Origin of the sequence: Catelliglobosispora koreensis DSM 44566 (genome assembly GCF_000379685.1) — a bacterium.
Classification (GTDB): domain Bacteria; phylum Actinomycetota; class Actinomycetes; order Mycobacteriales; family Micromonosporaceae; genus Catelliglobosispora; species Catelliglobosispora koreensis.
Genome location: NZ_KB903272.1, coordinates 149,982 through 173,773, shown reverse-complemented (window position 1 = coordinate 173,773; position 23,792 = coordinate 149,982). Strand labels below are relative to the sequence as shown.

The 23,792-nt window shown below is 65.3% G+C and carries 16 protein-coding genes and 1 pseudogene; 10 read left to right on the top strand and 7 right to left on the bottom strand.

Translation table 11 applies throughout. From position 1 onward, the window contains the following. Positions 1–7: 7 nt before the first annotated feature. The gene (locus tag A3E1_RS0123470; RefSeq protein ID WP_020523229.1) at positions 8–1,180 is read right to left on the bottom strand and encodes an ROK family transcriptional regulator; all 1,173 of its coding nucleotides are present in this window, start codon (positions 1,178–1,180) and stop codon (positions 8–10) included. Positions 1,181–1,274: 94 nt separating this feature from the next. On the opposite strand from A3E1_RS0123470, the gene A3E1_RS0123465 reads away from it, so the two are divergent. From A3E1_RS0123465 to A3E1_RS49200, 6 genes are all read left to right on the top strand, one after another. Then, positions 1,275–2,720 (top strand): glycoside hydrolase family 3 protein, encoded by a 1,446-nt coding sequence (locus tag A3E1_RS0123465; RefSeq protein ID WP_020523228.1) that lies wholly within the window; start codon positions 1,275–1,277, stop codon positions 2,718–2,720. 61 nt (positions 2,721–2,781) lie between these two features. Next, positions 2,782–4,422, top strand: coding sequence for an AMP-binding protein (locus A3E1_RS41710; protein ID WP_020523227.1), 1,641 nt, complete (start codon positions 2,782–2,784; stop codon positions 4,420–4,422). Further along, entirely contained in the window at positions 4,419–5,240 is an 822-nt protein-coding gene (locus A3E1_RS0123455) for a GNAT family N-acetyltransferase (RefSeq protein ID WP_020523226.1), read from the top strand. Before A3E1_RS41710 ends, A3E1_RS0123455 begins: the two co-directional genes overlap by 4 nt. 55 nt (positions 5,241–5,295) lie before the next feature. Then, complete coding sequence (locus tag A3E1_RS0123450) at positions 5,296–8,022, top strand: AfsR/SARP family transcriptional regulator (protein WP_051105147.1); 2,727 nt, start codon at positions 5,296–5,298, stop codon at positions 8,020–8,022. A gap of 47 nt (positions 8,023–8,069) precedes the next feature. Then, complete coding sequence (locus A3E1_RS0123445) at positions 8,070–9,344, top strand: hypothetical protein (RefSeq protein WP_157631704.1); 1,275 nt, start codon at positions 8,070–8,072, stop codon at positions 9,342–9,344. A 1-nt stretch (position 9,345) separates the two neighbouring features. After that, on the top strand, positions 9,346–10,563 hold the full coding sequence (locus A3E1_RS49200; RefSeq protein WP_020523223.1) for a hypothetical protein: 1,218 nt from the start codon (positions 9,346–9,348) through the stop codon (positions 10,561–10,563). Here A3E1_RS49200 and A3E1_RS46295 read toward each other — a convergent pair. After that, positions 10,552–11,145 (bottom strand): annotated as a pseudogene (locus A3E1_RS46295) (LysE/ArgO family amino acid transporter); the annotation flags it as partial. The gene A3E1_RS49200 and the pseudogene A3E1_RS46295 overlap by 12 nt on opposite strands. Positions 11,146–11,216: 71 nt before the next feature. On the opposite strand from A3E1_RS46295, the gene A3E1_RS0123430 reads away from it, so the two are divergent. Then, a complete protein-coding gene (locus A3E1_RS0123430; RefSeq protein WP_020523221.1) occupies positions 11,217–12,041 on the top strand; it encodes a LysR family transcriptional regulator ArgP in 825 nt (274 codons plus the stop codon). Between the two features lie 7 nt (positions 12,042–12,048). Then, the gene (locus A3E1_RS41700) at positions 12,049–12,855 is read left to right on the top strand and encodes an alpha/beta fold hydrolase (RefSeq protein ID WP_245571335.1); all 807 of its coding nucleotides are present in this window, start codon (positions 12,049–12,051) and stop codon (positions 12,853–12,855) included. A 58-nt stretch (positions 12,856–12,913) separates the two neighbouring features. Here the strand turns inward: A3E1_RS41700 and A3E1_RS0123420 are convergent, their stop codons facing one another. Next, positions 12,914–17,839: an NAD-glutamate dehydrogenase gene (locus A3E1_RS0123420; protein WP_020523220.1), complete on the bottom strand. Its 4,926-nt coding sequence runs from the start codon at positions 17,837–17,839 to the stop codon at positions 12,914–12,916. 112 nt (positions 17,840–17,951) lie between these two features. Here A3E1_RS0123420 and A3E1_RS0123415 point away from each other — a divergent pair, with 112 nt between their 5' ends. Beyond that, on the top strand, positions 17,952–19,859 hold the full coding sequence (locus tag A3E1_RS0123415) for a penicillin-binding transpeptidase domain-containing protein (RefSeq protein WP_020523219.1): 1,908 nt from the start codon (positions 17,952–17,954) through the stop codon (positions 19,857–19,859). 105 nt (positions 19,860–19,964) lie between these two features. Then, complete coding sequence (locus A3E1_RS0123410) at positions 19,965–20,489, top strand: Uma2 family endonuclease (protein ID WP_020523218.1); 525 nt, start codon at positions 19,965–19,967, stop codon at positions 20,487–20,489. Here the strand turns inward: A3E1_RS0123410 and A3E1_RS0123405 are convergent. The 4 genes from A3E1_RS0123405 to A3E1_RS0123390 are packed head-to-tail and all read right to left on the bottom strand — an operon-like array spanning position 20,470 to position 23,049. Then, the gene (locus A3E1_RS0123405) at positions 20,470–20,835 is read right to left on the bottom strand and encodes a hypothetical protein (RefSeq protein ID WP_020523217.1); all 366 of its coding nucleotides are present in this window, start codon (positions 20,833–20,835) and stop codon (positions 20,470–20,472) included. The two genes, A3E1_RS0123410 and A3E1_RS0123405, sit on opposite strands and share 20 nt — an antisense overlap. After that, the gene (locus A3E1_RS41695; protein ID WP_020523216.1) at positions 20,820–21,155 is read right to left on the bottom strand and encodes a hypothetical protein; all 336 of its coding nucleotides are present in this window, start codon (positions 21,153–21,155) and stop codon (positions 20,820–20,822) included. The genes A3E1_RS0123405 and A3E1_RS41695 overlap by 16 nt, the downstream gene beginning before the upstream one ends. 10 nt (positions 21,156–21,165) lie before the next feature. Next, positions 21,166–22,137, bottom strand: coding sequence for an arginase family protein (locus A3E1_RS41690; protein ID WP_083929627.1), 972 nt, complete (start codon positions 22,135–22,137; stop codon positions 21,166–21,168). A 21-nt stretch (positions 22,138–22,158) separates the two neighbouring features. Then, complete coding sequence (locus A3E1_RS0123390; protein WP_020523214.1) at positions 22,159–23,049, bottom strand: tetratricopeptide repeat protein; 891 nt, start codon at positions 23,047–23,049, stop codon at positions 22,159–22,161. Between the last annotated feature and the right edge of the window lie 743 nt (positions 23,050–23,792).

The window sequence follows — 23,792 nt, the reverse complement described above, 5'->3', positions numbered from 1 at the left end:
TGCTGGTTCAGTCGGTTGTCGAGCCGAACACCTCATCGCGAACGGTGTCGAGCGCGGTCAGCAAGGCACCACGCAAGACGGGTTCTTCTTCCACTCCGGTGACCACGACCTTCGGGCTCACCGGGGTGATAGCGGCGACTTCGTGCTGCACACGCTCGGCCAGTGGCGTGCCGCCTGCCGCGCCGATCTCGCCCGAGAGCACCACCAGAGGTGGATCAAGGACGAGGCAGCACGAGGCGACACCGAGCGCCAACCGCCGTGCGAGTTCGTCGAGAACCGGACCGCCCTTGGTGCCCGCCGCGATCGCGTTGCGAACCGCTTCAGCCGCGGTGCCCGCCCTGAAGCCGTGCTCCCGCGCCACGGCCCTGGCCGCGTCGGCCGCGGCGATCTGCTGGAACGCGCCCTTACCGCGGCGGCTCACCTCGCGGGTGATTTCCGCGCCCGGCACGGGCAGATAACCGATCTCACCCGCGGCTCCGGAGAAGCCACGGTGCAACCGTCCATTGAGGACGACCGCGAGACCAAGACCGCCACCGACCCAGATGAGCAGGAAGTCGTCGATTCCCTTGGCCGCGCCGGTGTGTGCCTCGGCCACCGCTGCCAGGTTCACGTCGTTCTCAAAGATGATCTTCGTGTGCAAGTCATCGCGAAGAGCGGCCGCCAGGCCGCGATGCCAGCGAGGAAGGTTCCACGCGAAGACGATGTCTCCGGTCCCCGGGTCAACCAGACCCGGTGTGCCGAGAACGATCCGGCGGACGTCGCCCATCGGGGCTTCGGCCTGCTTCACCGCGTCGAGCACGGCATTGTGGACGACACCTACCGGATCATCAGTGTCGTGGGTGGAGTGCTCCACCCGGCCGATGATGGTGCCTGTGATGTCGGCGCACGCGGCGACGACATGGTCGGGACCTACGTCCACACCGACGACGTAGGCACTAGCGGGGCGCACCGAGTACAGCTGGGCGTTGGGGCCCCGGCCACCGGCCTGCTCCCCGACACGCTGAACCAGGCCCCGTTCTTCCAGCCGTTCCACTAGCTGGGAGGCGGTGACCTTGGATAGACCTGTCATCTCGCCGAGCTGAGAGCGTGTGAGCGGCCCCCGGGTCAGCAGCAGCTCCAGGGCTGCGCGGTCGTTGAGCGCACGCAGTAGTCTCGGGGTGCCAGGTTGGGATACAGCCATTGCTCATCCTTGGCTCTAGCTTTTAGTAAAGTTTCTTATTAAATTGGGTACCCTTACCGATACCGCCGTAGCCTACAGGTCTTAAGGAGTCGACGTGACCATCGATCCGGGTCTGCGCCGATTGGCCATGCGAACGCTCCTGGCAGCTTTTCCGGGGCATACCGCACCCGAATGGGCCATAGATTTAGTTACCCAAGGTCTCGCCGGGTACACCATATTCGGGTACAACATCTCGGACACCACGCAGATCACCGCCCTAACGGGGGAATTGCGCGCCGCTCGCCCGGGCGTGTTGCTGGCGATCGACGAGGAAGGTGGGGATGTCACCCGGCTCGCGCACCGCACGGGTAGCCCCTATCCCGGCAACGCCGCACTCGGCGCGATCGACGATCTGGACCTCACGCGCAAGGTGTACCACTCCATCGGCACCGACCTCAGCCTCGCCGGGTTCAACCTCAACCTGGCGCCGACGGTCGACATCAATACCGCAACCGACAACCCCATCATTGGTACGCGGTCATTCGGCGCCGATCCCCACAAAGTCGCCCAGCATGCCGCCGCCGCGGTCTCCGGCCTTCAGCTCGCCGGTGTCGCCGCGTGCGCCAAGCACTTCCCCGGCCACGGGGCCACGGTCACGGATTCCCACCTGGAGCTGCCGGTCGTGGAGATGTCCGCGGCCCAGCTGCGTGAGCATGAGCTTCCCCCGTTCCGGGCCGTGATCGAGGCGGGCACCCGTGCCATCATGACCGCTCACATCCGGGTCCCCGCGATCACCGGCGATTTGCCCTCGACGTTTAGCCGGGACGTGCTGACCGGTCTGCTGCGCGAGGAGCTCGGCTTCACCGGTGCCGTGGTCACGGATGCCTTGGAAATGAAGGGCTCCAGCATCATCGCCGGAGGCGTTGGCCCGGCAGCCGTGCTGGCGCTGAGGGCGGGCGCCGATCTGCTTTGCATCGGAGCCGACGTCGACCTTGAGCTAACCGAACAGGTCGCACAGTCCATTGTGGACGCCATTCAGGACGGTTCGCTGGATCGCGCCAGGGTGGAAGAGGCGGCGGACCGCTGTGACGCGCTCGCGGTCATCCCGCAGGGCAGCCTCGCCGACCCGGCTCCCCGGATTGGCTACGACGCCGCACGCCGTGCCGTGAAGGTCGAAGGCAGCCTCGCCGGGTTCGAGCACCCGTTCGTGGTGCACCTGCGCGCTGGCTACACGATCGCGGAAGGGGCCGTGCCGTGGGGACTCACGCCGCACATGAATGGCACCCCGCAGCTGTCCGTCGTGGCCGCCGAAAGCTCGGTCGCCACGCTTGTTGAGGCCGCTCAGGGCAGGCCGATCGTCCTCGTGGGAAGGCACACGCACCGCAACGCGGCCGCCCGTGAGCTAGCGGAGAAACTGGCCGCGGCACACCCGGTCGCCATCGTCGAAATGGGCTGGCCGTCGTCGTGGCGTCCCGCTGGCGTCAAGGCGTTCCTGACCACGTTTGGCGCGTCGCACGCTAACGGCCGCGCGGCCGCTGAGGTGCTCGGGATAGCTCACTAAGAGCGTCCGTATGACCGGACGGATGCCGTTGTGATGACGGCCCGTTGCGACGCTCGGCGGCATGCAGACAGTTGTCGATGCGATAACGGGCGGTGGCGGCGGGCCCGGCACCCTCACGCTCCTGGACGAGAAGGCGAACGCCACCGAGGCGCTCGCTTGGCATGAAGTGCATGATCTGGCGCGCCGCATGTCAGGCGTGCTCGGCCGCTATGACGTGGGACCAGGCTCCCACGTCGGCCTGGCGGGGCGGACCAGCACCACGATCGCTCTCGCGTTGCAGTCGATCTGGCTGTCTGGCGGGTGTCTCACGGTGCTGCCGCCGGCCGAGGACGGCTCATCGCGTACCCGCAAAGAGAATGCGAGAAGGATCGCGGCGGACGCCGGGCTGACCGCGGTCCTTACCACCGACGGCGCCGATGACCTCGAAAGCGCGATGCCGGGAACGCGGGTGCTGCGGCTGGAAAAGCTTCTGGCTGAAGCGAAAGCGTCGCCGGCGGCACCGGTGTATCGCCCGGCGAGCAGTGACCTCGCGGTCCTGCAATACACCAGTGGCTCCACCCGTACGCCGCAAGGGGTTCCGGTAACACACGGGCATCTGATATCCAATGTGGAGGGAATCAGGGCATCGTTGAAGCACGACGAATGGCACCCCGGCCAATGGCTGAGCTGGTTGCCGCTGTATCACGACCTCGGGCTGATCGCCTTCTTCATCCTGCCGATGAGCTGTGGCTGCCCGCTGGCGATCTCGCCACCGGAAGCGTTCGTGCGTAACCCGATTGGCTGGCTCACGGGCATGTCCAAGTACCGGGCCATCATCTCGGGCGCCCCAAACTTCGCCTACGGGCTGCTGTCACGGCTGCTCGCCACCGGCCGGTTCTCCGAAGGGATCGACCTGAGCGGCATGCGGTTCCTCGTCAGTGGCGGCGAGCCGATCGACGCCGAGATGATGGCCAAATTCGCCTGCGCCGCAACGTCTCTCGGCTTGGACGAGCGTGCCCTGCTGCCCGCCTACGGGCTGGCTGAGGCCACGCTAGCGGCCAGCATGACCCCGGCCGACGCCGGATTGCGCACCGATCTCGTGGACCCGGTGTTGCTGGAGTCAGCGGGCATCGCCCAGCCGGGGACCGGCCGCAAGCTGGTGAGTGCCGGTTTCGCGGTGCCGGGTGTGGACATCCGCATCACCGACCGCGCGACCGGGCTGGAGACAGGACCAAGGCGTGTGGGCCACATCGAGTTGCGCGGCTCTTCCGTCATCGGGCGCTATTGGGGCGAACCTGAACTGCCGCAAGGGACCTGGATGCGCACGGGCGATCTGGGCTACCTCACCGCCGAGGGCGAGCTGATCGTGTGCGGCAGGCATAAGGACGTGGTGTTCGCGGCTGGCCGCAACATTTTTCCGCAGGATGTGGAAGCGGCCGCCCAGGAAGCTCCTGGTGTGCGGCCAGGTGGCGCGGCCGCGTTCGGGCTCACCGACGACAGCGGCGACCGGTTGGTCGTGGCCGTCGAGTCGCGCAACAGCGACCCGGCAGAGGTCAAACGTCAAGTCTCCGAACGCATCCGGGCCGAAGTGGGACTGACGCCCAAGGACGTCGTGGTCGTCTCCTATGGACAGTTGCCCAAAACAACCTCAGGCAAGCTCCGCCGGGCCGAAACCCGGCGCAAATATCTAGCAGGCGAATTCGCTGGGAGGCAAACGCGATGACGGACTTTCGGAACGAACTAGCGGCAGTGATCGATCGTGACATCGAGGAATTGGTGGACAGCGCGCGGTTCAGCGACCAGTTGTGCCTCGACAGCCTGGGCATGATGGGGCTGACAGCATGGCTGCAGGGCAAGGGAGTCTCCGCGGCATTGTTCCGCGAACCTCCAGCCACCGTGGGCGACGTGCTCGCCTTGGTCGCCGAACCCCGCAAGCCCACCGTGACAGTACGCATCAACGGCGACGTGATCGGCCCCGCACACTTGGCTCCCCCACCGGAGCAGCATCCGCTGGCGCCGACGCTGTCCAATCGCGAGCTTCGGCTGACACCGGTCGAGCCGGAGGATCTGCGGTTCCTCTACTCGATGTCGATCCATCCGGAGACCGCGTTCAGGTGGCGTTATCGTGGCGCGCCACCACCGGCCGACCGCTTCGCCGCCGATCTGTGGCACCAGGTGCTCGTGCAGTTCGTGGTGCGGTTGCCCGACGGTGAGCCCATTGGGCATGTCGTGGCCTACGGGGCGGACATGGGACAGCGTTACGCCTACGCGGGTGCGGTGTTCCGGTCGGACTTCACCGGCTCCGGCCTCGGCGCTCAGGCGTTCACGATGTTCGTGCGCTACCTGTTCCACACGTTCCCGATGCGCAAGCTTTATGTCGAGGTGCCCGGGTTCAACTGGGAACAGATCTCCAGCGGCGAAGACCGGCACTTCGAGACCGAGGGAGTCATGCGCGATCACGAGTTTTACGCCGGGCGTTACTGGGACCGGTACCTGTGCGCGATCTATCCACGGCACGTCGGTTTGGACAGCTCTACGTAAAGTCTTCATTCAGTCGCCTTTCGTGGCCTGCCCGGCCGACCTACGCTTCGAAGCGATGACCGTGAATAGTGATGGACATGCGTTTCGTGTGCTAGGGCCGGTGCAGGCCACGGCAGTTATTCTGGCGCGCCGGCAGCAGTCTGACTTGCTCGCGTTGCTGCTCGTGCACGCTGGCCAAGTCCTTACCGTCGACCGGATCATCGACTTGATGTGGGGCGGCGCGACACCGCGAACAGCCGCGTCGCAAATCAAGAACATGGTGTCGGCCCTGCGCAACGCACTGCCGGACACAGCTTCGCTAGATCGCGACCGTGCCGGATACCGCCTGACCGTCGCCGAAGGCGCGTTGGATCTCACCACGTTTACCAAGCTGACCGCGCAAGCGCGCGGCACCGACGACCCCGCGGAATCCGCCGCGCTGCTCCGGCAAGCGCTCGCGCTCTGGCATGGTGATCACGCCCTGGCCGGGGTGCGCGCCAACTTCGCCGACGCGGCCCGTGCTCACCTAGGAGAACAGCGCCTCACCGCGCTGGAGGCGCTGTTCGAAGCCGAGCTGGAATGCGGCCGCCACAGCGACATCGTCGCCGAACTGACCGACGCGGTGACGGCTCACCCGGCCCGGGAACGCCTCGTCGCACAGCTGATGACGTGCCTTTACCGCAGTGGCCGCACGACCGACGCCCTGAGTCTCTACCGCCGCACACGCGAGACGCTCGTCGAGGAATACGGTCTGGAACCAGGCCAGAAGCTGCGGGACTTGGAGCGGCTCATCCTTTCCGGCGACTCCTCATTGGACAGTCCCGCGCCCACCCTCGTGCCAGCCCAGCTGCCGATGGAACCGCACGGTTTCGCGGGCCGCGCCGACGAGCTAGCCAAACTCAGTGCCCGGACCGTCGGGATCACCGCCGTGCTCGGGACAGCGGGCGTGGGCAAAACCGCTTTGGCCCTGCATTGGGCACATCGAGTGAAAGCACAGTTCCCCGACGGTCAGCTCTACGTGGACCTGCGCGGGTTCGGAGACGAGGGGTCGAGCATGGCGCCAGCCGACGCGATCCGCTGCTTCCTCGACGCCTTCGCGATCGACCCCAGCCGCATTCCGGACGGACTGCCCGCGCAGACCGCGCTCTACCGCAGCCTGATCGCGGGCCGCAAAATGCTGATCCTGCTTGACAATGCCCTCAGCGCGGAGCAGGTGCGGCCGCTGTTGCCTGGTACGCCCGGGTGCCTTGTGCTTGTCACGAGCCGCAACCGGCTCAGTGGCCTCGTTGGTACCGAAGGCGCTTACCCACTCACGCTCGGGCTGATGTCCGACGCCGACGCCCGGCACCTGTTGCTAGCCCGGCTCGGCGAAGAGCGGATCCGCCAAGACGAAGCCGCCGTCGCGCAAATAGTCAACCTGTGCGCACGCCTGCCGCTGGCTCTGGCGATGGTGTCCGCGCGGGCCTCCATACACCCCGACTTTCCGTTGTCGGCGCTGTCGAGCGAACTCGCACAGGTCTTGGCCGGTGACGGGTCAGCCGCGAATGTCCACAGTGTCTTCTCGTGGTCCTACGATCAGCTAAGTCCCGTCGCCGCAAGCCTTTTCCGCTTGCTCAGCCTGCACCCCGGGCCGGAGGTGTCAGTCGCCGCCGCTGCGAGCCTCGCCGGAGTGCCGCTCGCGGAAGCCCGCCGTTTGCTGACCGAGCTGGCGTACACCCACCTCATCACGGAACGCTCGCCGGGCTGGTTCAGCCTGCACGCGCTGCTACGCGAATATGCCCGGGAACTGGTGCACGCCAACGATAGCGAGGCACAACGGCGCGCTGTCATCATGCGGCTCACGGGACACTATCTGCATACCGCCAATCAGGCGGCCCTGCTCGTGTATCCGCACCGGCACCAGATCAGCCTGGTGCCGGTGGGTTCTGGCGTGATTCTGGAAGAGCTGACCACCCATGCCAGCGCGCTGCACTGGTTCACCATGGCGCATCCCACGCTGGTGTCCATGGTGGACGTCGCCGCTCAGGCCGGTTTCAGCATGCAGACCTGGCAGCTGGCCTTCACCATCGCTGGATACCTTGACAGGCAAGGACATTGGCACGACTGGGCGCAAACACAGCGGGTCGCGCTAGCGGCAGCCGAGACTCACGCCGACCTCGACGGGCAAGCCTGGACCCACAGCGGACTGGGCCTGGCCTATAGCCGCCAGCGGGACTACAGCAACGCGCACCGCCATCTGCACGCGGCGCTCGACCTGCTCGCTCAGCTCGGCGACCGGCTTGGCCAGGCCTACACGCACTTGCGCCTCACCTCCGTGTACGACGGCTGGGGCAAGCCACGTGAAGCCCTGGATCACGCGAGTAAAGCCCTTGAGCTGTACCGGCTTTCGTGCCATGACGCGGGGCGGGCCCAGGCACTGAACACGATGGGCTGGTACCACGCCCAGCTCGGCCAGCTCCAGGAAGCGGTAGACCACTGTGAGCAGGCCCTTGAGCTGCACCGGGAACTGGGCGACCGGCACGGCGCGGCGCACACTTTAGACAGTCTCGGTTACGCGACCTATCAACTCGGCGATTATCCAAGGGCCGCGGCCTACTATCGCGAATCCGCTCACATGCTCGGTGAGACAGGCGATCGCTATTTCGAAGCCATCGCGCTGACCCACCTTGGCGACGCGCACTTCGCCGCGGTGGAACCAGAATTGGCGCGCCAAGCGTGGAAGGAAAGCCTGCACATCTTGCAGGAGCTCGGTCACGAAGACGCCGTTAAGCTCGCCACGAAGCTCAGTGAACTGGACGTATGACCTCGCGTGTGCGGTCTGGGTGACCCGCTCACGCGACCGTGAAACGCATGACTACCAAAACAATACTAGGGCGCTCAGGCGTCTTCGCCGGCGCTGTGCTGGCAACGGTTGTCACGGGAGCGCAGCCGGTGCAAGCGGCTCCTCCGGGCAAGAACCTCGGCCCACTCATCGACGGGTACCAGTCCTACGTCGGACAGTCCACTTGCGACGCCACGCCAAAACCAGGCGTGGCTGAGTTCCGGGACATGCTTCTGGCCGCCTACCCGGGCACGGGGGACTCCGGCATCGGCCGCGCCTGCAACGTTGGCGGGCAAAGCGAACACAAGGAAGGGCGCGCCTGGGACTGGCGAGTCTCGGCGACCAGCCAGGGGCACATCGCCAACGACGCGCTGAACTGGCTGCTGGCCACGGACAAGTTCGGCAACAAGCACGCGCTGGCCCGCCGCTTCGGCATCATGTACATCATCTGGAACCGCCAGGTGTGGCGTGCCTACGATCCCGACGCCGGCTGGCGTCCCTACACCGGGGAGAACCCGCACACCGATCACGTCCACTTCAGCTTCGGCTGGCCGGGCGCGAACAAGCAGACGACGTGGTGGGCTGGCGGCTCGTTCGGCAAGTCCACGGTCGGCTACTACCAGCCCTCCAACAGCACGTGGCACCTGCGCAACACGCACAGCGGCGGCAGTTCAGACATCACGTTCGCCTATGGCGCCGCTGGGGCCAAGCCGATCGCGGGTGACTGGAACGCTGACGGCAAGACCACTGTCGGCTATTACCAGCCCTCGAACGGGACGTTCCACCTGCGCAACAGCAACAGCGCAGGTGCCCCTGAAGTGAGCTTCCAGTTCGGCCCGCCCAACATGGTCCCGATCGCGGGCGACTGGAACAACGACGGCAAGACGACCGTCGGTTACTACAACCCCGGCAGCGGAACCTTCAACCTGCGCAACACCCTCAACGCCGGGCCGGCCGACACCAGCTTCCGCTTCGGGCCGACCAACATGGTTCCCGTCACCGGCGACTGGAACAACGACGGCAAGACCTCCATCGGTTACTACAACCCGGGCGACGGCACGTACCACCTGCGGGACACCAACGACGCGGGTTCGTCGAACTACGCGTTCCGTTATGGCCCACCCGGAATGCGGCCGATCACGGGCGACTGGAACGCCAATGGCAAGACCTCCATTGGCTACTACAACCCGAGCACGGCCGGTTTCCACCTGCGCAACACCAACGACGCGGGCAGCCCAGAGCACAGCTTCACCTTCGGGCCCGGCGGGATGATCCCGGTGGCTGGCGACTGGAACAAGGCCTGAGATGCGACGTTCACGCAAGCGTTTCGTCGCCGCCCTCGCCGCGGCCGGCACCGTCACCTCCGGCGGTGTCATCGCTGATGTCCTTACGGCGCCGGTGTTTTCGGCCGCCTACGCCGAGTGCCAGTCCATCCCGTCCACCGCGGACCCGGCCGTGCTCGAAACGGTCTACCGCACCGGGCGCGGGCTGCACGTCAACGACAAGGTCATGCTCGCCGGTTTCGAGGCGGGCTGGGTTGAGTCACACATGAACAACCTGCCTTGCGGTGACCGGGATTCGCTTGGTGTCTTCCAGCAGCGCCCGTCGCAGGGCTGGGGCACGCCGGAGCAGATCCTCAACGTTTCCTACGCCGCCAACTCGTTTTTCAGCCGGGCGATCCCGGTCGCCGACGCGAACCCCTCGTGGTCAGCGGGACAGATCGCTCAGGCCGTGCAGCGCTCTGCCTTCCCGTCGCGCTACGACCAGGCGGAAGGGACGGCCCGCAACCTCATCACGCAAGCCAAGGATCTGGTCACGGGCAAGCAGACGGTCGGTTTCTACCAGCCGACAGGGCAAAGCTGGCACTTGAAGAACACGCACGCTGGCGGGGCTTCGGATGTGTCGTTTGTGTACGGTGCCGCCAACGCCCGGCCGGTATCGGGGGACTGGAACAACGACGGCAAAACCACCGTCGGCTATTACCAGCCCACCAACGGCACTTGGCACCTGCGCAACAGTTTGTCCGGAGGTGCCGACGACTTCAGTTTCCAGTTCGGTCCCGCCAACATGATTCCCGTGACGGGTGACTGGAACAACGACGGTAAGACCACGGTCGGGTACTACAACCCGGGCAACGGCACGTTCTACCTGCGCAACTCGCTGTCCGCTGGTCCAGCCGATCACGTTATCCCGTTTGGGCCAGCCAACATGGTCCCGGTCACGGGTGACTGGAACAACGACGGCAAGACCACCATCGGTTTCTACAACCCGGCCAACGGCAACTGGCAGTTACGCGACACGCTCAACGCCGGCCCAGCCGACCACAACTTCACGTGGCGGCAGACGGGCATGTCACCGATCACCGGCGACTGGAACGCCGATGGTAAGACCACCATTGGTTTCTACAACTCCGCCAACGGGCAGTATTTGCTGCGCGACAGCTTTGGCGCTGGAGCCGACCACTCGTTCGTCTTTGGCAACGGCGGCGACCGCCCGGTCACCGGCGACTGGAACAACAACTAGCATCATCGCGATCGCCGTCATGATGACGGCGATCGCGCCATCAATGAACCGCCATGTCACCGGCCGGGACAGCGCTGGGGCCAGTTTGCGGGCACCCAAACCGAGCGCCGTGAACCAGACCGCGCTAGCGGCCGCGGCGCCAAGGCCGAAAAGCCATTGGGACTGCTGCTGATTGGCGATCGCACCGAGCAGCAATACGGTGTCGATGTAAACGTGCGGATTCAGGTAGGTGAACGCGAGACAGGTCAGCAAGGTAGGCCACAATCTCGCCGCCGGCTGGTCCGACGCGGTCAGGGCAGAAGGCTTCAACGCCCGGCGCGCGGCCAGAAACGCGTATCCCAGCAGGAACGCCGCTCCGGCCCACCGCAGACCGGTGACCACCTGCGGGTGCGCCTGGACAAGCGTTCCCAGGCCCGCGATTCCGGCCGCGATCAGCAGCGCGTCTGACGCGGCGCACACGACCACGATGGCGAGCACGTGTTCACGGCGCAGCCCCTGCTTGAGGACAAAGGCATTCTGCGCGCCGATGGCGGCGATCAGGCCAAGGGACGCCGTAAAACCAGCGATCAGCGAGGGGAACATGCTTCGACGCTACGTTTCGGACCGTGTTTCATCCAGCTAATCTTTCTTGAGTACGATTAGAGTTGCTTAACATGAGATTCGACTCCCAGCAGCTGGCCACCCTGGCGTCCGTGGTGCGGGAGGGCAGCTTCGAGGCGGCGGCCCGCGCGCTGCGTGTGACCCCGAGCGCGGTGAGTCAGCGCGTCAAGGCACTTGAGGAGACAGCCGGGCAGATCCTCGTCAAGCGCACGAAGCCATGCGCGGCAACGGAAGCGGGCCAGCCGCTGCTCAGGCTCGCGGGCCAGATCGCGTTGCTGGAGCAAGAGGCGGTGCAGGATCCGCTCGCGCGCGCCACGATCGTGGTGAACTCAGACTCCCTGGCGACGTGGTTCATGCCAGCGCTGCAGGGTTTGCCTTACCTTTTCGACATCCGCGAGGACGATGAAGACCACACGCTCGACTGGCTGCGTGACGGTTCGGTGATGGCCGCGGTGACGACGCAAAACGTCGCGGTGCAAGGGTGCCGGGTGGAGCGGCTGGGCGCGATGCGTTACGTCGCGGTGTGCTCCCCTGAGCTCGACCACGACTTCGTCACCACCCCGGTGATTGTCTTCAACCGCAAAGACCAGCACCAGCACCGGTTCATGCGCTCGGTCACCCGGCGGCACCTCGACCCACCCGTGCACTACATCCCGTCGGTGGCCGCCTTCACCGCGGCGATCCGCCTCGGCCTGGGCTGGGCGATGGCGCCGGAAGGCGAAGCTAACGCCGAAGTAAAAGCTGGCCGCTGGAAAAGGATCGCACGCTCGCATCACCTCGACGTTCCGCTCTACTGGCAGTACTGGAGACTTGGCTCAGCGATGCTGCAAGACCTCACCACCGCGGTCAAAGCGGCTGCGCACGTGCTTGTGAAATGATCGCCTCATGCCTCAGGTCGCCACTGCGGTTCTCGACATCGCCTATGAGGAATCCGGGAATCCCGATGGTTTGCCGGTGATTCTGCTCCACGGCTTTCCCTACGACGTGCGTGCCTACGACGAAGTCGCCGCTCTCCTCAGTGACGCGCGTGTGCTGGTGCCTTATCTGCGTGGCTTCGGGGCCACCCGGTTTCGCTCCGAAGGCACCGTCCGAAGTGGACAGCAGGCCGCGCTAGCACAAGACTTGCTCGACTTCATGGATGCCCTTGGCCTCGAAAAGGCGATCGTGGCCGGATACGACTGGGGTGGCCGTGCGGCCTGCATCGTGTCAGCGCTGTGGCCCGAACGCGTGCACGGGCTGGTAACCGTCGACGGATACAACGTGCAGAACCTCGCCTACGCCGGCGAGCCCACGAAACCGGAGTGGGAGCGCACGTACTGGTACCAGTACTACTTCCACTCCGAGCGCGGACGCCTTGGGCTGCAACGCAACCGCGAAGAGCTCTGTGAACTGTTGTGGCGCACGTGGTCACCGCGATGGGACGGTGCGGCGGAAGCTTTTCGCGCCAGTGCCCCGAGTCTGCACAACCCCGACTTCGTCGAGGTCGTCATCCACTCGCACCGGCACCGGTTTGGCCTCGCTCCTGGGGACCCGCGCTATCAGCCGCTTGAGGACCTCATCGCTGGGGACCGCTCATCTCAGTACCCACTGTGGTTATTGAAGCTGGCGCCGATGGCGTGGGCGGGCCTAGCGCGGCCGGTGACCGCGATTTCTTCACGGGTCCCTACGGCCACCTTCATCTGGCGGCCGTAGGGCACAACGTTCCGCAGGAAGCACCGCGAGCTTTCGCTGACGCGGTGCTGAGCCTGCGCTAGGCGGCGGCGGTCCGCACGAGCGTGCGGATCTGCCGCAGTAGGACGGACAAGGCGGCGAGGTCGGCACGGGAGCCGTCCATCTCCCCCATGGCCTTGGTGGCTTGCGCGATCGCGGAAGTGTTGTTCTGCTCCCACATCGCGACCCGCTCGGTTGGCGTGGCCGGTGCGGGAGTAGCCGCCAGCACCTCGTTGGTGAGCGCGGCCAGCGCGGCGTAGAGGTCGTAGCGCAACGCCATGCGCGCCAGCGTTTGCCACCGGTCGTTGCGGGGCAGTTGCGAGATCCGGGTGAGCAGATCGTCGACCTGGAACCGTTCCGAGAGCACGAAGTAGACCCCGGCCACCTCGTCGATGTCGCGCCCGGTGTTCAGGGCGACCTCGACCACGTCGAGCAGACCGAAGCTGTAGAGCATCCGCGTCCCGTGCGCGGCCAGTTCCGGCGAGGCTCCAAGCGAAAGCAGGCGCTCCGTCTGCTCCTTGATCGCGGATCGCTCGTCTCCCAGGAACAGCGATTCGAGTTTGGGCATCAGCGAAACGACGCCGGGCCGCAGCTTCACGATTTCGCCCGCGACGTCCATCGGCGAGCGGCGGTTCTGCAGCAGCCACCGCACCGCACGGTCCATGAGGCGGCGAGCCTGGAGGAGCACTGCCGTTTGGGCGACGGAAGGCACCACGTTGTCGCTTGCTTCCACCGACGCCCACAGGGCTGGCAGGTCAAAGACATCCCGCACCACGACATATGCCCGCAGCACATCGGCTGCCGGTGACCCGGTTTCCTCGACAGCCCGGTGCACGAACGTGATGCCACCGCGGTTGACGATTTCGTTGACCAGCACCGTGGTCACGATCTCGCGCCGCAGCGGATGCTGTGTCATCTGCTGGGTCATGGCGCGCAATGGCGTGGGGAAATAGTCGGTCAGGATCTGGTGCGTCCAGGTCTCGTCGGGCAGGTCGGAGGCGACGATCTCCTCTTCCAGCACGATCTTCGTGTAGGCGAGCAGCACCGCGAACTCTGGCGCGTAGAGCCCTTGTCCCGCTTCGCCTCGCACGACGAGTTCCTCGTCGGTTGGCAAAGCTTCCAGCGCACGGTTGATTTTGCCGTCGCGCTCCAGCTCGGAGATGAGGCGGCGGTGCACGGGAAGCAGCGACAGCGACTGGGCTTGCGAGACGCCCAGCGCGGTTGCCTGCTGGTAGTTGTCGTTCAGCACGAGCGCGGCGACCTCATCGGTCATCGACGCGAGCAGGGCGTCGCGATCCTCCACCGTGGACCCGAGCAGGATCTTGATGTTGACCTCGTGGTCGGAACAGTCCACACCGGCCGAGTTGTCGATGAAGTCGGTGTAAATGCGGCCGCCCGCTTGAGCGAACTCCACCCGCCCGGCCTGGGTGCAGCCGAGGTTTCCGCCTTCGCCAACAACCTTGGCGCGCAAGTGTTTTCCGTTGACGCGGATGGCATCGTTGGCCTTGTCACCGACTTCGCTGTGTGACTCGTGCGATGCCTTGACGTAGGTGCCGATACCGCCGTTCCACAACAGATCCACCGGCGCCAGCAGGATCGCTTTCATCAGTTCGGCAGGGCTCATCGATGCTGTGCTGCCAGGGATTCCCAGCGCTTTGCGAACCTGTTCCGATAGCGGAATCGACTTCGCCGACCGCGGGAAAACCCCACCGCCAGCGGAGATCAGCGACTTGTCATAGTCGTCCCAGGAGCTGCGTGGCAAGTCGAACATCCGCTGGCGCTCCGCGAAAGTCCTTGCCGGATCAGGGGTTGGATCCAGGAAGATGTGCCGGTGGTCAAACGCGGCCACCAAAGCGATGTGCGGCGAAAGCAGCATGCCGTTGCCGAACACGTCACCCGACATGTCCCCGACGCCGACGACGGTGAAGTCCTGGGTTTGGGTGTTAACGCCCATGTCCCTGAAGTGCCGCTTCACCGACTCCCAGGCGCCACGGGCCGTGATGCCCATCTTCTTGTGGTCGTAACCCGCGGAACCACCGCTGGCGAACGCGTCGCCGAGCCAGAACCCGTAAGACTTCGAGATCTCGTTAGCGATATCCGAGAACGTCGCCGTGCCTTTATCCGCCGCGACAACGAGATAGGGGTCGTCGCCGTCGTGCCGGACCACGTCCGCCGGCGGCACGATCTTGCCCGAGTCGAGGTTGTCGGTCACGTCCAGCAGCGCGGAAATGAACATGCGATAGCAGTTCACGCCTTCAGCCTGGTACGCGTCACGGTCCGATGTGGAGGGTGCCTGCTTGAGAACGAACCCGCCCTTGGATCCCACCGGGACGATGACGGCGTTCTTCACCATCTGCGCCTTGACCAAGCCCAGGATCTCGGTCCGGAAATCGTCGCGCCGGTCCGACCAGCGCAGCCCACCGCGCGCCACCGCGCCAAAGCGCAGGTGCACACCTTCAAACCGGGGCGAGTAAACGAAAATCTCGAACTTGGGCCGGGGCTGCGGCAGCTCTGGGATCGCCTGTGGGTTGAGCTTGATGGCGATGTAGGACTTGGGGCGCCCGTCGATGCTGCGCTGGAAGAAACTCGTGCGCAGGGTCGCCTGAATCAGCGTCAAGTAGTTCCGCAGAATGCGGTCCTGGTCGAGACTGTCCACATTGTCCAGCTGCCGCCCGATGGAACTGACGAGTTCCTTGGCCTGCACCGCCCGTTCAGCATCGCTTAGCTGCAGCCGTGGATCGAAGCGGGTTTCAAAAAGAGCCACCAGCAAAGAACCGATTTGGGGGTACGCCGTGAGCGCTGACTCCATCGATTCCTGCGAAAAGACGGTCCCTGCCTGACGCAGGTATTTGGCGTAAGCGCGCAGCACCACGGCTTGCCGCCAGGTCAGCCCGGCCCGCAGCACCAGCTCGTTGAAGCCGTCCACTTCGGCTTCGGTGCGCCAGGCGGCGGCGAACGCGTTCTCCACGTGCGCCCGCACCTCGGCCAGTTCCCGGGCGCCTTGCGGCAACTCCAGGCCGAAGTCGTAGAGGAAGATGGTGCCGTCGGCTCTGCGAACCTCATAGGGCCGTTCGTCAGTCACCTTGACGCCAAGGGAATGCAGCACCGGCAACACAGCCGACAGCTGCATGGGTGACGTGTGCCGGTAGACCTTGAACCGGACGCTGTTGTCACCGTTCTTCTTGCGGTACAGGTGCATTTCCAGCTGGCCGGGCTCTTCGAGCAGCTCCAGCTTGGCCAGGTCCTGCACCGCCTCGAAGGGCAGGTGACCGTCTTTGTAGGTCTCGGGCAACGCTTCCATGTAACGCGTGGACAACCGCTTGGCCTGCTCATCACCGAGCTTGCGCTCCAGCACGAGCCGGAAGTCGTCGTCCCAGTTGCGGGTCGCGTCACCGAGCATCTCGGCCAGCGCGTCGGGGTCGACCTCGTGCGGTGGGTTGTGCGGATCGGTCCGCACGATGAAGTGCACACGCGCGAGGCTGCTCTCGCTGACCCGGGTCGTGTAGTCCACCCCGATGCCGTTGAGTTCGCGGAGCAGAATCTCTTGCATACCAAGGCGATGCGCCGTCGTGAACCGGTCGCGGGGCAGATAGACGAGGCAGGAAATGAAGCGCCCGAACGTATCGCGCCGCATGAACAACCGCAGCTGCCGCCGCCCGGCCATCCGCAGCACCCCGGTCGCGGCCTGGTAGAGGTCGTCGGTGGTGATCTGGAACAGCTCGTCGCGGGGATAGGTCTCGAGGATTTCCAGTAGGTCCTTGCCGGAGTGGCTGCGCGGGCTCAGCCCGGAGCGCTCCAGGACGCTGGCCACTTTACGCTTGACGACAGGCAGATCGCGGACACTCGTGCGGTAAGCGGCCGAGGAGAACAGGCCCAGGAAACGGCGCTCCCCCACCACGTTGCCGTCAGCGTCAAACGTCTTGAAACCGACGTAGTCCAAATAGGCGTTGCGGTGCACGGTGGCCCGGGAGTTGGCCTTGGTGATGATGAGCAGCCGCTTTTCCAGTGCTTTGGCGTGTGCCTCGGGGGTCATTGAGCTCAGGGTGCGGGCGGAGTCTTGGTCTCCGCGCAGAATGCCAAGGCCGGTCCCGGGTTTGGCCTGAATCACCGGTTGACCGTCCACATAGGACAGCACATATTCGCGATAGCCAAGGAATGTGAAGTGATCTTCGGTGAGCCAGCGCAACAGCTCAACAGAGTCCGTGATGTCACGATCAGGCACCGGCAGCTCACCGCTGGCGATCTCGTCGGCCAGCGCCAGCGCCCGCTGGCGCATCGCGGGCCAATCGTTCACGGCACCACGCACGTCTTCGAGCACCCGCCGCAAGTCTTCGGCGAGCACAGCCTGCTCGGCCGGGTCGCGCACGGGATCGATCTCGACCCGCATCCAGCTCTCGACGATGTCACCATCGATCGCGTCGTCTGGCTCGACCTCGGCACAGACCTCTTCTAGCTCACCATCGGCAGAGCGCCGGACCACCACGACCGGGTGCACGAGCAGATGAACATCGAGATTGCGCGCCATCAGCGCGCCAGTCACCGAGTCGACCAGGAATGGCATGTCATCCGTCACGAGTTCCACGACGCTGTGGGACTGCTCAGGAGTCAGGCTTAGCTGGATTTTCAGCTCACCCGGCTGCCGCTTGGCGGCCAGCGCTTGATGTTTACGCGCGGCCTCCAGCAACTCTTCAGGCGTGAGATCGACCAGTTCTTCATCGGGTGCGAAGCGCCAGTAGCGCTGCACAAGCTGGGCGTTGGCCAGCCCTTGCGCTGAGGGGTCAGCTGCGGCTAGCGCGACTGCCGCCGCGATGAGGCTTTCCCCATTAGGCAGGGCATCATCGAAATCGCCATCGTCAAGATCATCCGACAGCGGCAGCGGGCCACCTAAGCCATCGCGCTGCACAGTGTCGACGCTGGCCCCGGATTGGGTGCCAAGCTGCGTTTCCTCCGGCTTGTGCGCCGTCATCGCCAAACTCCCCTCGCCCACCACGCTGTGGGACTCTCCTTGAGCCTAGCCAGCGTCGCGGCTGTAGGCAGCCGGGGGATGGACTAACCGGTAACCTGTTCGCGTGTCCCCCATGCGAAAAGTTGTGCTGTGCCTTTCTCTAGTCGCGTTACTGACACCAGCGATCGTGGCCTGCTCGAAGGATGACGGACCCGGTCATTTCGCCGAAAAGTTCCTGAACGGCTGGTCTACCGGCGATTTCGGCGACGCCGTGATCGTTAAACCGACTGGTGAACGCGTTGAGCCGCAAGCGGTCAAGGACCAAATCAAGACGCTCACCACGGCGTTCGGCGACGCCAAGCCCACGCTGAAGCGCACGGGAGAAAACGTCAGCGGTGAGCAGGACGCCACGGTTGACGTTGACGTTGCACAGCCACTGCCAGGTGGGGGCACCTGGGACTACAAGACGACGATCAAGCTGAAGAAAGCCAAGGACGCTTGGCAGATCGTCTGGGAACCCTCGGCTATTCATCCACAGCTCAAAGAAAACGATCAGCTCGCGATCCGGCGGGTGGCGCAAACCCGTGGCGGAATTACCGGCGCCAACGGTGAAGAGCTCATCAAGCCCCGCCCCGTGGTCACGGTGAACATCTGGCCCGCCCAAATTCACGGCGACAAGGACAAGCTCATCAGCGACCTCGTCGCGGTCCTGGCACCGGTCTACAAAGTGGAAAATCCCGCTGATCTGGCCACGCGCGTGAAGAACCCGGCCAACGCCGGTCTGCTGATCGAGGTCGTGACCTTGCGCCGCGAGGTCTATGACCAGGTGCGCTCGCAGCTGCAAGGGCTGACCGGCATGCGGTTCACCGAAGCGAACTGGATGCTGGCCGAAAGCTCAACGTTTGCCAGCCAGCTGCTCGGGCGCGCCGGTCCCGTGACCAAAGAGATCATGGACAAGAGCCCGGGCGCTTATGGCATCGGCGACCAGGCCGGGCTGAGCGGCCTGCAGCGCCAATATGACGAGCGCCTGCGCGGCAAGGCCGGGCTGAAGATCGTCGTGGCGCGCAAAGCCCCCGACGGCACGACTCAGGACACGTTGCTGCACACGGTGGAGACCGTGAACGGTCAGCCCCTCAAGACCACCATCGACAGCAAAGCGCAGCGTGCGGCCGAGGCGTCACTTGCCAGCGCGGGAAACCGCAACGCCGCTCTCGTCGCGATCCGCGTCTCCGACGGCCAGATTCTCGCCGTGGCCAACAAGGGCATCGACTACAACATGGCGTTCACGGCTAGTGTGCCGCCCGGTTCGACGTTCAAAGCCGTTACCGCCCTTGGTCTTTTGGACGCCGGCAAGGTGACCTCGGAGCAGGGCGTGGCGTGCCCGGGCGTCTTCAACGTGGCTGGCCGTCCGCCGATCCACAACTCTGGGAACTTCGACATCCCGGGCAACCCGCCGTTCCGCGTCGATTTCTACCGCTCCTGCAACACGGCGTTCGCTTCTCTCGCGCCGCTGCTCGGCCCGACAGGGCTGGCCCAGGCTGGCGCGACCGTCGGCTTAGGACAGCAGTGGGACCTCGGCACGGAGGCATCCTCGGGCAAGGTGTCGCAGAACGGTGACGCGGGCGAGCAGGCCGCTGCCGCGTTCGGCCAGGGCACAACTGTCGTCAGCCCAGTCGCGATGGCTGGCGTCGCCGCCGCCATCGCCCGTGGCCAGTGGAAGCAGCCGGTGCTGCTGCTCGATCCCGCCCCCGCGAAACCGGCGCCGGACGGCCCCGTCCTGAAAGCGTCCACTGTGGACCCGCTGCGCGTGATGATGCGCCAGGTCGTCACCGACGGCACGGCCACGTCACTGGCCGACGTGCCCGGCAACGTGTCCGGCAAGACGGGCACGGCCGAATACGTCACCGGCGACCCGTCCAAGACGCACGCCTGGTTCATCGGCTGGTCCGGAGACATCGCCTTCGCCGTGTTCGTCGAGCAGGGTGTCAAGCCAGCCGAAACCGCCCTGCCAATCACGGAGGCCTTCCTCCGGGCTCTCTGAGCTGTTGGGACGCTGCGCGAGCCGACTCACGCACGTAGACTGGCCGATATGGCTGACGTTATGGTCCGGGCTTTACTACCAGCACGTCCACTTAGGGCCGATGACATGTTCCGCATCGACCTAGAAGACACGCCGTTCGAAATCAGCGACGGAAAGCTGGAGATCATGACCCCTCCGAGCGTCTGGCATCAACTAACCGTTGACGACGTTCAAGAGGTTCTGAAGCGGCGCTATCCGACAGTGACCGGCGATGTTCCGGTGTCCGTCGGCGACAACGGCCGCCGGCCCGACATCGTCGCGCTCTCATTAAGCCGCCAGTTCTTGAAGCAGTCACTCGAAAAAGGCTTGACCGCAGACATGATCGAGCTGGCCGTTGAGGTGATTTCACATGACACCGACCGGCATGCAGACAAAGCGGCAGTGAAGCGTGATCGGGAAACCAAGATGCACGAGTATGCGTCTGCAGGCATCCCGGAATACTGGATCATCGACGAAATTCCAGCCAACCGTGAGGATGCGCAGGTCGAGATTTACCACCTGCGTGACGGCAGCTATGTCCCAGCACTGTTAAGCCGGTTGTCGCTGCTGGCAAACGGTGAGGTCGAGATTCCTACGCGGGCGCAGGCTTAGTGCGCAGGAGGTAGGCCAAGCCCAGGAACGGCAGGATCAGCGGGACGAAGGCATAGCCGATGCCAAACTTCGACCAGACTGTCGCGTCTGGAAACGACGATGGCCACAGCAGGCTGGCCGTGCCGACCGTGAGCACGCCCACGAGCTCGAACGAGACACACGCGAGGGCCAGCTTGCGGTATCCGCGCGCGAGACCGATCGTGGCGAGGATGTAGATCAGACCTGCCAGCAGTGACAACAGGTAGGCCACGGGGGCTTGGGAGAACTTCGCCGCGATCTGAACGGACGCTCTAGCGGTCGCCGACAGAGCGAAGACACCATAGATGAAGGTTAATGCACGCCCCACGTTTGCCCCAATCGCAGCACCAGCACCGGAACAATCAGCGCACCGCAGCCCACGATCAGGCTGCCAAACCTCGTCGGCTCCATCCGCGCCAGGACCCAGGCCGCCGGGGGGAGCAGGAGCAGGCTTATGGAGTACCCCCAAAAGGTTATTGGCTCTTTGGGGGCGCCCGAAGCGATGGTGAAGATGACTAGCGCGAGCGCCGCCAGGCCCACGACGACAGTGCCCATGAACTGCACCTTGCCGGGTGGGCGGCGCAGGGCGAACTCAACGAGCCCGATCGCCGCGAGCACGAACGCGCAGACGGTCACCACTGCTGACATGCCGAGCAGACTAGCGAATCAGCTTGGGGTCACTCGCCGCGCGGGGCAGCGGAACGTTAGGCGCACCACGCTGGGGCAGCAACGGCGACAGCCCGGCGGCCAGGGTGGACACCAGTTCAGAAGCGTAAGTGCCCTGCGGGTCGTGATCAGGATCGAAGATCGTGAGTTCCATCCCGAGGCAGTGCGGCGTGCCCACGAGACCCGAGATGAGCAACTCAAGCTCAGCGAAGGCGATGCCACCCGGTGACGGCGCGTCCACGGCCGGCATAATCGTCGCGTCGAGCACGTCGGCGTCCACGTGCAGCCAGTAACCCGCGCAGTCCGCTAGTTGCTCACGGGCCCACTGAGCGGTGCGGGCGCCACCTTCGGCGCGCACGACAGGAGCCGGGCGCACGGAAAATCCCGCTGCTTGCAGATCGAGGCGGTACTCGTCGTTTTCGCGGATGCCCAGAACCACGACGTCAGAGTCCCGGAAATACGGGCGGCGGCCTTCTATCCCAGCTAAGTCGGCCTGTCCACGTCCAGTCACGAGCGCGAGATCCTCGCCCGCGGCCGCACCGACGTAAGCCGCGTTGCCTGGATGCCGGAAATCCGAGTGCCCATCGACGAACACAAGCCCGATCCGTCCATCGATTTCCGCTCCCAGACGGCGCATCGCCAGGCCAGAGCCCAGCAGCACGGAACAGTCGCCGCCCAGGACCAACGGGAATTCGTCATTGTCCACAATGGCGCCGATGCGGTCGGCTAGACGCAGTGAGTACGAGTGGATTTGCGCCGCGTGTGAAACACCATCGCCGGGCCGCCAGTCGCCCGGGTCATACCGAGGCGGCGTCAGGCAGCCCGCGTCGCGGGCATTGAGCCGAGTCAGCAAACCCCTGTCCCGCAACGCACCTGGCGCTTTGGCACAGCCGGGAACAGACGTCGCCGTAGGCGGGCGAAGCCCCAGGTTGGTGGGTGCGTCAAGCACCGCTATACGGCGCACACCCACCCCTCCCCGAGTCGTTTAGAACAATGCGCTCGCCAGGGATCGCCGGGCCGTGGCGACGGCCGGATCGTCCGGTCCGGCAACGGCGAAGAGCGACAGCAGGTGCTGGCGCACAGCCTCCCGATCGTCACCATAAACACGGCGAACCAGATTCACCAGTCTTTGATAGGCCTGTTCCGCCTGACCGGCCAGCACCTCAACGTCGGCGGCGAGCATCTGCGCCTTCAAGTCATCGGGCGCGGCCTGCGCTTTTGCCAAAGCGTCGGCCGGGTCAGCCCCCTTGACCCGCTTGGCGAGCGTCACATGCGCGAGACCCGCTTCAGCACCTTCGTTGCGCGGGGAGTCCGAGAGGATCTTCTTGTAGGCGGCTTCGGCTTCGTCAAGCTCGCCCATCATCAAGTGCTCGTCAGCCTCAGCCAGCCGCGGATCCTCGGGCACCTCGACCTCAACCCCGCCGGCCTTCAGCACCGCATCGAGCCACTTGCGCAGGTCACTAGGCGGCAACAGCCCCGGTACGGCATCAACCGGCTGACCGCCAACGATCGCGAACACCATCGGAACGGACTGCACCCGGAACATCTGCGCCAACCGCGGCTGCGACTGCAGATCGACGCGGGCAAGAATCCAGGTGCCACCATCGTCGGCATTTTGCTTAGCTAGATCGTCGAAGTAGGGATTCACCTCGGGGTGGTCGACGACAAACGCCACCACGACGGGGGTTTGCAGAGAGCGCTCAAGCACTTCCGCCTGAACATTGGCCTCCGTGACATCAACCCACGTGGCGTCCGCTGGCCTCGGCGCCGCCGCCTCTTCCGGCTGCGCACTAGCCGGCGCGGGCCTACTGGCCAGCGCGCTCAGATCCACCGCACCACGGGTGAAAATCGACTGTCCCGGTCGCTGCTCACTCATGGTTCCTCAGCTTATCGCTGACACCAACCCGCCCGTCGGCCCCTGCCCCCGACGTCCCCTGCCCTGCCCCGCCCCGCCTCGCCTTGCCCTGCGCCCTCTTCCCTGATCCACATCCCTTCCCCGCCGCTTCCCGTGCCTCGCCTCGCTTGCCTCGCCTCCCCTTCCCGCCCCCTGCGCCGGCCCTTTCCCGCCGCTGCGCCGGCCCTTTCCCGCCGCTGCGCCGGCCCTTTCCTGATCCACATCCCTTGGGACGTGATCAAATCGCCTGTTGATCACGTCCCAAGGGATGTGGATCTCACCTTTGGCTGTGGATCACGATGAAGCTCCCGCCTTCCGCCGCCGGCCAAGCGGCCGGAGAAGCGGCCGGAGAAGCGGCCTCGCCGAATGCGCGAGCAATGCGGCAACGAAGCAGCCTTCGCAAACCCGGGACTCACGAGCGTGCGGCCGCGATGAAGCTTCGGCGGGGAAGCTATCGGCGAAGCGCCGAGCAAAGGGCGGGGCACCGGGGGTGCGGCGGTGAAGCGGAGAGCAAAGCTAGGGCACCCGGGGGTGCGGCGGCGAAAGCATCGCGATGCACGAGCGGCGATGAAAGCGGCAGCGTTAAACCGTAGGAGAAGCGGCATCGCCGAATGCGTTGGCGCGGAAGCGATGTGGGCAGGGTTTGCGGCGAAGCCCGACCTAGAGCCGCTGGCAAAGGTTGCGGGGAAACGGCTTCGCGGGCCGGGGATGCGCGGAGGTGGCGT